This window comes from Flintibacter sp. HCN-6482, from assembly GCF_037892565.1.
GTDB lineage: Bacteria > Bacillota > Clostridia > Oscillospirales > Oscillospiraceae > Lawsonibacter > Lawsonibacter aceti.
This window is the reverse complement of sequence record NZ_JBBKBK010000003.1, coordinates 277,623-289,959: the sequence shown is the minus strand read 5'-3', so window position 1 is coordinate 289,959 and position 12,337 is coordinate 277,623. Positions and strand designations below refer to the sequence as shown.

The 12,337-nt window shown below is 57.1% G+C and carries 9 protein-coding genes; 6 read left to right on the top strand and 3 right to left on the bottom strand.

The genetic code is table 11. The features are described from left to right. Positions 1-36: 36 nt before the first annotated feature. A complete protein-coding gene (locus tag WKS99_RS11010; RefSeq protein WP_340405948.1) occupies positions 37-2,301 on the bottom strand; it encodes a glycogen/starch/alpha-glucan phosphorylase in 2,265 nt (754 codons plus the stop codon). Positions 2,302-2,704: 403 nt separating this feature from the next. On the opposite strand from WKS99_RS11010, the gene WKS99_RS11005 reads away from it, so the two are divergent. Continuing rightward, a complete protein-coding gene (locus WKS99_RS11005) occupies positions 2,705-5,746 on the top strand; it encodes an S-layer homology domain-containing protein (protein WP_340405947.1) in 3,042 nt (1,013 codons plus the stop codon). A gap of 55 nt (positions 5,747-5,801) precedes the next feature. Here WKS99_RS11005 and WKS99_RS11000 read toward each other — a convergent pair whose 3' ends face one another. Next, positions 5,802-6,557, bottom strand: a complete 756-nt coding sequence (locus WKS99_RS11000) for a M23 family metallopeptidase (protein WP_340405946.1) — start codon at positions 6,555-6,557, stop codon at positions 5,802-5,804. A 147-nt stretch (positions 6,558-6,704) separates the two neighbouring features. Here WKS99_RS11000 and WKS99_RS10995 point away from each other — a divergent pair, with 147 nt between their 5' ends. The 4 genes from WKS99_RS10995 to WKS99_RS10980 all read left to right on the top strand — a co-directional run bounded on the left by WKS99_RS10995 (position 6,705) and on the right by WKS99_RS10980 (position 10,074). After that, positions 6,705-7,955 (top strand): M16 family metallopeptidase, encoded by a 1,251-nt coding sequence (locus WKS99_RS10995; RefSeq protein WP_147572313.1) that lies wholly within the window; start codon positions 6,705-6,707, stop codon positions 7,953-7,955. Positions 7,956-8,044: 89 nt separating this feature from the next. Next, positions 8,045-8,530, top strand: a complete 486-nt coding sequence (gene lspA / locus WKS99_RS10990; RefSeq protein WP_147572314.1) for a signal peptidase II — start codon at positions 8,045-8,047, stop codon at positions 8,528-8,530. Beyond that, complete coding sequence (locus WKS99_RS10985; RefSeq protein WP_147572315.1) at positions 8,517-9,425, top strand: RluA family pseudouridine synthase; 909 nt, start codon at positions 8,517-8,519, stop codon at positions 9,423-9,425. Before lspA ends, WKS99_RS10985 begins: the two co-directional genes overlap by 14 nt. 184 nt (positions 9,426-9,609) lie before the next feature. Further along, positions 9,610-10,074 (top strand): helix-turn-helix domain-containing protein, encoded by a 465-nt coding sequence (locus WKS99_RS10980; RefSeq protein WP_340405945.1) that lies wholly within the window; start codon positions 9,610-9,612, stop codon positions 10,072-10,074. Positions 10,075-10,312: 238 nt separating this feature from the next. Here the strand turns inward: WKS99_RS10980 and pta are convergent, their stop codons facing one another. Beyond that, positions 10,313-11,287, bottom strand: coding sequence for a phosphate acetyltransferase (pta, locus tag WKS99_RS10975; protein WP_147572317.1), 975 nt, complete (start codon positions 11,285-11,287; stop codon positions 10,313-10,315). 239 nt (positions 11,288-11,526) lie between these two features. On the opposite strand from pta, the gene WKS99_RS10970 reads away from it, so the two are divergent. After that, a complete protein-coding gene (locus WKS99_RS10970; RefSeq protein WP_340405944.1) occupies positions 11,527-12,222 on the top strand; it encodes a helix-turn-helix domain-containing protein in 696 nt (231 codons plus the stop codon). Positions 12,223-12,337: the final 115 nt, after the last annotated feature.

Here is a 12,337-nt window from a genome sequence, read left to right as displayed (position 1 = left end):
AGACCGCTCCCCCAGCAATGCCGGGGGAGCGGTCTTTCATTTCAGGCGCCAGATGTCCTGATTGTATTCCTGGATGGTCCGGTCAGAAGAGAAGTAGCCCGACCTGGCGATGTTGACCAGCATCTTTTTGGCCCAGCCCTGCCGGTCGCCGTAGTCACCCACACACTGGTCCCTGGCGGCGATGTAGTCCTCTGTGTCCAGCAGCGCCATGAACCAGTCCTTGCACTTCATATCATTCCACAGGGCCGACAGGCAGGCAGGGTCCCCGATGGATAGCAGCTCCGGGGACACCAGGAAGTCCACCAGCTCCTCGATGCTCGGACGGTGGTAGAGGTCCAGCGGCCGATAGCTTCCTTCATCGTACATTTGGATGACCTGGCCGCTCTGTACGCCGAAGGTGTAGATATTCTCTGGCCCCACCAGCTGGGCGATCTCTACATTAGCTCCATCCATCGTTCCTAGTGTGACCGCCCCGTTAGCCATAAACTTCATGTTCCCGGTGCCGCTGGCCTCCTTGGAGGCCAGGGAGATCTGCTCCGAGATATCACAGGCGGGGATCAGCCGCTCCGCCCAGGTCACATTGTAGTTCTCCACCATGGCCACCCGGAGCCATGGGCGGACCTGGGGGTCCCGCTCGATGAGCTGCTGGAGGCAGAGGATCAGATGGATGATGTGCTTTGCCATGGTATAGGCCGGGGCGGCCTTGGCCCCAAAGAGGACGCTCACCGGCCGCTGGGGCAGCCGGCCCGCCTTGATATCCAGATACTTCCGAATGATATACAGGGCGTTCATCTGCTGCCGCTTGTACTCATGGAGCCGCTTGATCTGGATATCAAAGATAGACTGTGGGTCCAGGGCGATGGACTGCTCGGCCCACAACAGGCGGCAGAGCTGATTCTTGTTGTCCTGCTTGATAGCCAGCAGCCGCTCCAGCACCGCCGGATCGTCCCCGAAGTTCAACAGGTCCTCTAGCTGCCGGGGGTCCTTCCGCCAACCGCCGCCGATGCACTGGTCGATAAGGCCCGCCAGGCTGGGATTACAGGCCTCCAGCCACCGGCGGAAGGTAATGCCGTTGGTCTTGTTGTTGAACTTCTGGGGGTAGAGGTCGTAAAAGGGCTTCAGCTCAGACTCTTTGAGGATCTGGGTGTGGAGAGCGGCCACCCCGTTGACGGAAAAGCCGTAGTGGATGTCCATGTGTGCCATGTGGACCAGCCCTTGGCTGTCCAGAATGGCCACACGGGGATCTGGATGGTCCTCCCGGACCCGGCGGTCCAGCTCTTGGATAATAGGGACCAGTTGAGGCGCCACATCCTGGAGAAAGGAAAGGGGCCACTTTTCCAGTGCCTCCGCCAAAATTGTGTGGTTGGTATAGGCACAGGTGCGGGACACCTGATCAATGGCCTCATCCATAGACAGTCCCCGGTCCGTAAGCAGGCGGATCAGCTCCGGGATGACCATAGAGGGGTGGGTGTCGTTGATCTGGATGACCACATGATCAGAGAGCTGACGGGGAGAAAAGCCCCGTTCCTCCAGTTCCGTCAGGATGAGCTGGGCGCCGGCGGATACCATGAAGTACTGCTGGTAGACCCGAAGCCGCCGGCCCGCCTCGTCGCTGTCATCGGGATAGAGGAAGGAGGTCAGGCGGTGGGCAATGTCCTCCTTGTCGAAGCTGATGCCTACCCAGGGCTGAGGAGCGGGCCGCTCCACGTCGAAGAGGTGGAGGCGGTTGGCGCACCCGCTGCCCGCGCCAGGAACGACGATATCATAGAGGACCGCAGTCAAATCAAAACCACCGAATGGGACAGAGAAGGTCCGGCCAGTGGCGATGAGCCAGCTGTCCGGCTGGATCCAGGGGTCCGGCTCCTCCGCCTGCTTGTTATGGACGAACTTCTGCCGGAACAGGCCATAGTGGTAGTTGAGTCCAACCCCGTCCCCAGGCAGCCCCAAGGCGGCGATAGAGTCCAGAAAGCAGGCAGCCAACCGGCCCAGGCCGCCGTTGCCCAGAGAGGGCTCCGGCTCCATAGACTCAATGATCCCCAGGTCACGGCCCAGGTCGGACAGTATCTTCTTCACCGGGTCATAGAGGCCCAGCGCCAGCAGATTGTTGGACAACAGCTTGCCCATCAAAAACTCGGCGGAAAAATAGTACAGCTTCCGGCCGCTGTCCGGAGCGGGGAGGCTTTGAGCCATCTGTTGGGTAAGGAGTAGCAGCCCCTCATAGAGCTGGCCGTCGTCACACTGGTCCGGGGCGCGGCCAAACCGCTCTTGTGTCAGCTGCCAAAACCTCTCTTTCAATTCCATGATAGGATCTCCTCTCTGGCCCCAAGGGGGGCCGGAAATGGGAACAAGTTCCAATTCGGCCAACAGTATATCAGTAAGAACCATGGCACGTCAAATCTTTTGAAAAGATTTTTCCCAAATTTTACATAGATATTAGAACTTTCTACCTATTTTTGAAAATCAACACCTTCCAGATGAAATTTTTTATGAGAAATCCATGGCGCTGGTCTTGTGGATATTTTAAGGAGTAGAACGCAAAAAATAAAAAAGTGTACTTTTTGGAATCGAAGATTATGATAAAATTTGTAGCTAAATAGTTGCTTTTTCCTTGCGTGAATGCTATATTTTTTATTGTAAAGGTGTGCTTTCTCAAATTTGGGAAAGTACACATTTTCAAATTGGATTAAGGGGGATCTTGAAAACAATGAAGAAGCAAATCATGGCAAAAATATTGGCTGTAATAATTGTGATGACTTTTGTTCCTTCGAATGTTTTTGCGACCGAACCGCAAGGGGATGCCGAATTCAATTATGTTTATGAAGACGGCGTAGTTTACAAGCAAAACGGTGAAGAAACAAAAACTGAGCTGACCGGCGACGAACTGGCTGAGTTTAGCGGTGTCAGTCTGCACGGCATCGCGGATTTTAATGGGAAGGTATTTCCTACAATGGAAGCCGCCGTTAGCGCGGTCAGCGCAAAGCTGGCAGAAACAGGCGGCTTAGGGCAAGATGGATTAACAGAGGAAGAATTTAACGCGTTGTACACCGATAAAGTGCCAGAAGATAGCGAGCACCAAGGTGTCAGCCTGACGTGGACTATATTTGGAGAGGTCCAGCTTCCCAGCACTTTGAATCAATATTATTTGTCTGGAGGCCGACAAGCCGCATGGTACGGCAGTGTTGATAGGAGTATCCGCGCCATCAATATCGTAGGTTATGATGACAATGCCTCCATCGACATTGAAAAGCCCCTGAAAATGCCCTATCTGTGGTGGGGAGAAACCGCGGATGACTTTATGGCTCTCTCAATTAAAAATTTGACCTTAGACTGCGCAAAGGTCAATGCGGCAGGATCTTTTGCCATTGAGGCTAATTACAAATCGGGGTTTGACACCACCCTAGATAACTGTAATATTCAGGGTTCCATACACTACTACTTTCATGGAAAAGGCAATGTGACCGTCAATGATTGTAATTTTGATGGGAACGGCAGTACAGCATCCTATGCATTCTTTGCGCAGGGGCACGAAACGGAACCCTTGGCGGTTCAGTTTACGAACAACACGGTATCTGGATATCCCAGGGGGATCAACATTGATCAGGCAACAGCGCACGCCGTCATTTCCGGAAATACCATTACTCCGGGTGTGGGATATTCCGCTGTTCAGATCTCTGGTTGTCAGACCATTTTAATTGAGAATAACACTATTTATGATCAAGGAAACGCGATTACTCTGCATGTGAATCTGGCAAACAATCAAATAGACAACCGGGAGATCACCGTTAAAAACAACAAGATATACAGCGTAGATGGTGTGCAGGGTTATTTGATTTATGACGACATTAGCGCAACGAATAAAGACGGGGAATATTTCACGCTTGTCTGGGAGGGCAACGCTGTTGACAGTGGGATAATCTCCGATCAGGGCATCAAAGGATCAGAGGTATACGACCTCTCCAGTTATGTGAGCAGTGTCCTTTCTCCCGTAGCCAAGATTGGAAATGTGGGATACAACTCCTTGCAGGCCGCCTTGGACGATGCTCAGAACGGAGACACGGTCCAGATCCTGCCTGGCACCCATTCGGAAGCTATCACTATGCCCTTAACAAACATTACAGTGCAGGGCCCGGAGGACCATACAGCCATTTTGACCGGCGGTATTTCCTTCGCCGGAGGGTCGGCCAGTGGACTGAATATGACCATCGAGGACCTGGTATTCGACGGCAAAGGAATCAACCTGACGGCCTGGACCCAAACCACCGATCTGGACCAGGTAGGGGCTTTGGTTTTCCGTGACAATGAGTTCCGGAATATAACCGGCGACAATATCTATGCCATCCATATCAATAATGGCGACTCTCCTATCAGCGGGCTGACCATCACCCAAAATCAATTCAGCGGCGCCCAGGATAGCACTAAAAACGGCGGCGTGTATGCCACAGTCTGCGGCACAGCTACAATTACGAATAACATTTTTGCGAATATGGGATTCAATGGAATCACCCTATCAGGTTCTGACGGAATCAAAACTGTTGTTATCTCTGACAACAAATTTGACCAGTGGGCCACTCATGGCACTGGCGAGAAGGACGGCCGCGCGATGAGACTGTCCAATCTGTCCGACGCCACTACCTTGGATATTACCAAAAACAGTTTTATCTGCGATACCATGCAGGAGGAGATCATCAAGGTCACCGAGCTGGGCGCGGAGCAGGACATCGACCTGAGCTATTGCTATTGGAATGGCTTAAATCCTGATGAGATCATTGGCGAAGGCCAGGGAAAGATCCTGCTAGTACGAGATGACACAACAGAAGAAGGGACAAATGAAAACACACAACTAGGTCCTTACTACACCGCGCCTACTATGCGCCCTGAAGATCTGAACACTTATGTCCCCTCCTCCAGTGGTGGAGGCGGCGGCTCCAGCAGCTACTCCATCAGCGTGGACAAGAACATTGACAACGGCAGCGTGACCGTGTCCCCCAAGAGCACCTCCAGCGGCCGGACGGTGACCATCACTGTCAAGGCCGACGAGGGTTATGAGCTGGACGAGCTGACCGTTACCGACAAGAACGGGGACGAGATCGAGCTGACCGACAAGGGCGATGGCAAGTATACCTTCAAGATGCCCCGGTCCAAGGTCACCATTGAGGCCTCCTTCGTGGAGATCGACCACCAGGATACCTGCCCCTCCGCCGGCTTCCGGGATGTGGACGAGGACGCCTGGTACCACGAGGCGGTGGATTACGCCCTGGACAACGGCCTGATGTCCGGTGTGTCCGGCCGGGAGTTCGCCCCCGGCAGCACCCTGACCCGTGCCATGGTGGCCCAGATGCTGTACAGCCTGGAGGGCAAGCCCGCGGCCGGCAGGGCTGACTTCGCTGACGTGGCGGAGGGCGCCTGGTACGCCGACGCCATTTCCTGGGCGGCCGGTGAGGGCATCGTGTCCGGCTATGGCGACACCTTCGGCCCCAACGATCCCATTACACGGGAGCAGCTGGCGGCCATCCTGTACCGCTATGCCCAGAACGAGGGGTACAAGACCAGCCAGAGCGGCAAGGGGACAGAGGGCTATCTGGACGCCTCCTCCATCTCCAGCTATGCCGTGAAGGCCATGGACTGGGCGGTAAACGCCGGTCTTCTGTCCGGCAAGGGGAACAACACCCTGGCGCCTACCGCCGGGGCCACCCGTGCCGAGGTAGCACAGATTTTCATGAACTTCTGTGAGAACATTGCCAAGTAAGCGGACATTAAAATAAGAGGAAAGGGCCTCTGCCGAATGGCAGAGGCCCTTTTGTTCACCGCTGGGGCAGGTATTCGGCTGGGTCTACCACCACACCGTCCACCGCAGTCTCCAGATGGAGGTGGGAGCCCATGTTGCTCTCCGCGATGGCTGTGGCACCGACGGTGGCAATCGCGGTACCTGTTTCCACCGTATCTCCCTCCGCAACCAGGACCTGGTCTAGGTTACAGTAGGTTGAGGTCAGGTCGTTCCCATGGTCAATGACCACGGACGTACCCATCAGGCCATCTTCAAAGACCTGGACCACAGTGCCGTCGCCCATGGCTAGCACCTGGGTGCCCGCCTGGACAGAGAGATCCAACCCTCCATGGGTGCGCCAGTCCCCAAGTGTGGGGTCCAGCAGCAGCGTCTCCACACTGAACTCCCGTAAGATTTCTCCCTTTACAGGCCAGGTGAAAACGGTGGTGGTAGGCTTGTCCTCTTGGGGCGTGGTTTCGGCGGGCTGCTTGACCGGCTCTGGGTCATCCGGCTGGGTCACCGGTTCCGGATTACCGGTGGGCTGGTCATCCGGCTTTGATGAGACCGGCGGGGTAATGGTGCCCGCGGGATCAGGCCCGTTGGCCTCGGAGTCAGGCAGGACCACAGTGGGGTTGCCAGTCACCGGCGAGGTCCCATCCATATCACCGGCGATGGAGTTGAGGAGATAATAGCCCGAGATTCCTATGGTGGCGACGCACAGGAACAGGACTATGTAAAAGCCCTTTCCCAGCATGAAGTCGCCCAGACGTTGTATCAGGTTTCGATTCTTCACAAAATGCACCTCCGAAGCCTATTGTGGACAGCGGAAGGAGTGGTTATACATGGCAGGCAAAAATTTTCTGGCCGGGCCGGCCATGGACGAATCCCTCTTTTTATGGTATACTGCTTAAAAATCAATTACAGTTCTCGGGAGGTCCAGATGTATCAAGAACTAACACTGTCTAATGGAGCCCGGATTCTACTAGAGCGGGTGGCCGGCGCGCGGTCGGCGGCCTTGGGCTTTTTTGTCGGCGCTGGCTCCCGACACGAATCGGCTGTGGAGAATGGGGCCGCCCACTTCATTGAGCATATGCTGTTCAAAGGGACAGCCCGCCGGTCCGCTGCCCAGCTGGCCCGAGACATGGACGCCATTGGCGGTCAGGTCAACGCCTATACCACCAAGGAGCACACCTGCTTCTACGCCCGGAGCCTTGACCGTCACCTGGACCAGGCCCTGGATATTTTGAGCGACATGCTCTTTCACTCCAGATTCGCCCAGAAAGATGTGGAGATGGAGCGGAGCGTCATCCTAGAGGAGATCGGAATGTATGAGGACGCCCCGGACGACCTGGTATCTGAGCGGCTGGCCGCCGCCGTGTACAAGGGATCCCCCCTGGCCCGTCCCATCCTAGGCACCCAATCCACCCTGGCCCCCATGACCGGAGCGTGGCTAGACCAGTGGCGGCGGGAGCACTACCGACCAGGAGTTCTGGTTGCCGCCCTGGCGGGCAGCTTTACGGACAGCCAAGTGGACAAGCTGAAGGACTGCCTGTCCGCTCTGGAGCCGGGGGTCGCTCCTGTCCAGAAGCCAGCCGCCTACCGCCCGGCGGTCACCGCCCGGAAGAAGGCCATTGAGCAAAACCACCTGATCCTGGCCTTTCCCTCCCCGACCTATCTGGACCCCAGGCGGCGGCAGCTCCAGCTGCTCAACGCCCTGCTGGGGGGAGGGTGCTCCTCGCGCCTGTTTCAAGAGGTCCGGGAGAAGCGCGGCCTGTGCTATACCGTCTACTCCTATGTGGCCGACCACCAGGATACAGGGCTTCTTGGCATCTATACCGCCGTTGGAAAAGAGCAGGAGCGCCAGGCCCTGGACACGGTCCGGGACGTAGTGGAGCGGCTGCTCCAGGAGGGGCCGTCCCAGGAGGAGCTTGACCGGGCCCGTGAGCAGGCCAAGGCCAATCTCCTGATGGGCGCTGAGTCTATTCAGGCCCGGATGAGCCACCTGGGGGCCTCCGCCCTCCTGTATGGCAGGGTGCAGGAGACCGAGGAGATCATCTCCCTCTATGACAGCGCCACCCGGGCGCAGTTGAGGGATCTGGCCCGTGAGATCTTCCACTGGGACCTGGCCTCCCTGTCCGCTTTAGGACGGGTGGAGGCCGGGGACCAGTACCGCCGCTGGCTGGAGGGGTGATTTTTCTCCCGCTTTTTGGAAAAGGGGCTTTTTCTCGCCCGGTCCATGTGTTATGATAGAAAAAAAGAACGTGCCTGGAGGAGAAGTCCATGCCCTATGCCATCCTTGCGGCTGTCCTGGTGGCCCTGGATCAGCTGGTGAAATATCTGGTCCTGCAAAACATTGAGCTGGGGGCCCATGTGCCCTTTATTCCCCATCTGCTGGAACTGACCTATGTAAAAAATACTGGGGCGGCCTTTTCTATTTTTTCCGAGCACACCTGGCTGCTCGCCCTGGTGTCCCTGGTCATGTCCGTGCTGCTGGCCCTGGCTATCTGGAAGAATTTTTTTCATCATCCACTGGGAAAGGTCATCCTGACCCTGCTGCTGGCCGGGGCGGTGGGCAACCTTATCGACCGGGTCTTCAGGGGCTTCGTGGTGGATATGTTCAACGTGCTGTTCATGAATTTTGCCGTCTTTAATGTGGCGGACATCTGTGTGGTGGTGGGGGGCATTGCCGCCGCCCTCTACTATCTCTTTCTGGCGGATAAATTGGAGCCCCATCCGGGCAGGGAGACTGACGATGATCCCGCTTGATCTGACGGCCGACCGGGAGGGGGAGCGGTTGGACGCCTTTTTGGCCCGCTCTGTCCCCGACCTGACCCGCTCCGCCGCCCAGCGGCTGCTGGAGCGGGGGGCGGTCACCCTCCGGGGCCGGGCCGCCAAAAAAAATGACAAGACCAGGCTTGGGGACAGCCTAACAGTCTGTCTGCCCGAACCACAGCCCGTGGACCTGGTCCCCCAGAACATCCCTTTGGATGTGATCTATGAGGATGACGATGTGATTGTGGTCAACAAGCCGGTGGGGCTGGTGGTCCATCCGGCACCCGGACACCCAGACGGGACCCTGGTCAACGCCCTGCTGTACCACTGTGGGACCTCTCTCTCCGGAATCAACGGGGAGCTTCGCCCCGGCATCGTCCACCGCATTGACCGGGACACCTCTGGCCTGATCGTCGCCGCTAAAAACGACCGTGCCCATCTGGCCCTGGCCGCCCAGCTCCAGGATCACTCCCTGGCCCGGGTGTACGAGGCGGTGGCGGTGGGAGGCTTTCGGGAAGACTGTGGCACTGTGGACGCTCCCATCGGCCGCCATCCGGTGGACCGGAAAAAGATGGCCGTTGACCGCAAAAACGGCCGGGAGGCGGTGACCCACTGGTCCGTTCTGGCCCGCTATCCTGGCTATACCCATGTGGAGTGCCGGCTGGAAACAGGCCGTACCCACCAGATTCGGGTCCATCTGGCCTCCATCGGCCATCCGCTGCTGGGGGATACGGTGTACGGCAGCAAAAAGCCATGGCCCGGACTGGCCGGCCAATGCCTGCACGCCCGCAGGCTCCGGTTCGTCCACCCTTCCACCGGGGAGCCGCTGGAACTGGAGTGTCCGCTGCCTGATTGGTTCCGGGATGTCTTGGAAAAGCTGGAACATTAAAAGCTCCTGTGCTGGCCTATGGCCGATACAGGAGCTTTTTCATGGGTATCTGGATTTCCATACCAGAATCACAGGAGCGGCGGGCTTTTTCCCTTGCTGAAAGCGGCGGGCAAATATGATTTGCTTGTCAGGGCAAACCGGTTCAGATATACTGAACCCAGAACACAAGAACAGGAGGGGACTTATGAAACAGATCTCTCAAAATATCCACCGGCTTAGGAAAGAAAAAGGGATGTCCCAGGAACAGCTTGCCCAGGCCCTTCATGTGACGCGGCAGACGGTATCCGCCTGGGAGCGGGGAATAGCCCAACCAAGTCTGGACGTTCTGGGGCAGATCGCCCAATTACTGGGGGTGGAGCCGGAGCGGCTGCTTTACGGCGAGGACAGCGGCCGGGGGCGGGTCTACCGCGGCGTGTCTTTCTGGCCGGTATTGGGCGTGATCCCCATGTTTTATGTTATGGTATTCTGGGTTCTGCCCATCCCCATAAGCCTGGTAGCAGGCACTTTTACTGATACAGCTATTGTGCTGTGCGGTCAGCTCTTTTTAGCCATCGTCATGATGTTCTGCTACTGTGGGTTGAAGGATGAGATCCGAAACCGGGACTACTATGACCAGACAGAGGACCGGGAAAACGACGACCTGGAGTAGTGTGGGGAAGGAAATTGCATCAATACAAACGTGGGGAGCGCCTATCTGGGTGCTCACCTTTCAACGGCAGTGTTGTCATGTCTTGGTCTCTTCGATGCTGGGCCGCTTTCGCTACGACTTGTAGGGCGGATAGCTCCGCTTTGCGGCTCACAGCGCGCCCCGCCTGTGGGGTGGCAGGTCACTCCATAGCAAACAATAAAGGAACGCTCCGAAGAGCGTTCCTTCCGCTTTGATTAAATCAGGCCAGGGCCGCGGTAATAATTGCCATGGAGTAGACCTCCTGGGCGTTACAGCCGCGGGACAGGTCGTTGATGGGGGCGTTCAGGCCCAGCAGAATGGGGCCGTATGCCTCAAAGGAGCCCAGGCGCTGGGCGATCTTATAGCCGATGTTGCCGGCATTGATGTCGGGGAAAATAAAGGTGTTGGCATAGCCGGCCACTTTGGAGCCCTTGCATTTGGTCTGGGCCACACGGGGGGACACGGCAGCATCAAACTGCAGCTCGCCCTCGATAGGCACGTTGGGCATAGCCAGCTTGGCCTTCTCGGCGGCGTTGCGCATCTTGTCTACATCCTCGCCCTTGCCGGAGCCAAAGGTGGAGTAGGACAGGAAGGCCACCTTGGGGTCGATGCCAAAGATCTTGGCGCAGTCCACAGTTTCAGAGGCAATCTCCACCAGCTCGTCCTCAGTGGGCTTGATGTTGATGGCGCAATCAGCCATGGCAAGCACATCGTTTTCGCCGGTGGCGGAAGGACGGACCAGGATGAAGCAGGAGGACACGATGGAATTGCCGGGCTTGGTCTTGACCAGCTGCAGGGCGGGACGGACGGTGTCGGCAGTGGAGTAGGTAGCGCCACCCAGCAGGGCGTCGGCCTCCCCCATAGCCACCAGCATAGTGCCAAAGTAGTTGCCCTTCTTCAACATAGCGCGGCACTCATCGGCGGTCATCTTGCCCTTGCGCAGCTCCACCATGCGGGCCACCATGGCCTCCATGTTCTCATAGTTCTCAGGGTCTACGATGATGGCACCCCGGATATTGAAGCCGGCGTCCTCGGCGGCAGCCAGAATCTCAGCCTCGTTGCCGATGAGAATGGGGGTCAGGAAGGTCCCGGAGAGCAGACGGGCAGATGCCTCCAGGATACGGGGATCGGTCCCCTCAGTGAATACAATCTTGCGAGGATGGGCCTTCAGGATCTCAATGAGCTTTCTAAACATAACGACTTCCTCCAAATCAAAAATCAGGCGCGGAAAAGCGCCAATTCCTGGTCCCTATGGTAGCATTTTCGGACCCGAAATGCAAGGGGCTTTCGCCTGTTTTTCCCGTGTATCCTGTGAAAAATCTTTGTTCGGCGGGAACAAAATTTTTCAGTTTTGCTCTTTACGACAAGTATAGGTTTCAGGTATACTATACCAAGTGTATTGTCGCTCCCCTGGAGCGCGTTGAGGTGAGAGATATGAATGAAGAATTTTCCCGCACCCTCTCCCTGCTGCGGCAGGAGAAAGGGGTGAGCCAGCGCACCGCCGCCACAGCCCTGGGCATCTCCCAGGCCCTGCTCAGTCACTATGAAAACGGTATTCGGGAGCCTGGCCTGCCCTTTGTGGTCCGGGCCTGTGACTATTACGGCGTGTCCGCTGATTTTCTCCTGGGGCGCACCCTTAGCCGGGACGGCACCACCATTGCCCCCGAGGAGCTGTACGACCTGAGCGACGAGAAGGACAACTCTCTGCGCGGGGGCGTCCTGGCCCTCCTGTCTAAAAAGCTGCTGGTCAACTCCATCGGCGTACTGTTCGACCTGTTGGCCAAGACGGGTAGCCGGGAGGCCATCCGCACCTGCGCCAACTATCTGTCCGGGGCGGTCTATAAAATGTACCGCCGGCTGTATCAGGCCAATCCAGCCAACAACCCGGACTTTTTTTCCGTACCCCCCCACCTGTTTGAAGGCGGGCTGGCCGACGCGGACATGAGCTGCTCCGAGTCGGAGTTTTCTGCTGCCCTGGCGGCCCAGGTCAAAGAGAAGGCCCCCCTGCCTGAGCTGTCCAATGATATTTTGGCCCGTGATTACCCGGTGCTGTATCAATCCCTGCTCCAAATCGTCCATAACACCGGAGAGCGGGTCAATGGGCTGTTGGAAGGCCGGAAGAGCAAGTGAGGCGGGCGCGTTTTTCCCACTTGCTCATTTTCCCCTCCACCTCTCAAGCTTCAACCGCTCGCCCTCTCCATATCAGATCCATCTGCTCACAAGGGGGGCTCCACTCCGCAAGCGA

Bases quoted from the DNA above. Each gene is read 5' to 3' on its own strand.
- WKS99_RS10970 (WP_340405944.1), top strand. From the start codon at position 11,527: ATGAATGAAGAATTTTCCCGCACCCTCTCCCTGCTGCGGCAGGAGAAA.
- pta (WP_147572317.1), bottom strand. From the start codon at position 11,287: ATGTTTAGAAAGCTCATTGAGATCCTGAAGGCCCATCCTCGCAAGATT.
- WKS99_RS10985 (WP_147572315.1), top strand. From the start codon at position 8,517: ATGATCCCGCTTGATCTGACGGCCGACCGGGAGGGGGAGCGGTTGGAC.
- WKS99_RS10980 (WP_340405945.1), top strand. From the start codon at position 9,610: ATGAAACAGATCTCTCAAAATATCCACCGGCTTAGGAAAGAAAAAGGG.
- WKS99_RS11010 (WP_340405948.1), bottom strand. From the start codon at position 2,301: ATGGAATTGAAAGAGAGGTTTTGGCAGCTGACACAAGAGCGGTTTGGC.
- lspA (WP_147572314.1), top strand. From the start codon at position 8,045: ATGCCCTATGCCATCCTTGCGGCTGTCCTGGTGGCCCTGGATCAGCTG.
- WKS99_RS10995 (WP_147572313.1), top strand. From the start codon at position 6,705: ATGTATCAAGAACTAACACTGTCTAATGGAGCCCGGATTCTACTAGAG.
- WKS99_RS11005 (WP_340405947.1), top strand. From the start codon at position 2,705: ATGAAGAAGCAAATCATGGCAAAAATATTGGCTGTAATAATTGTGATG.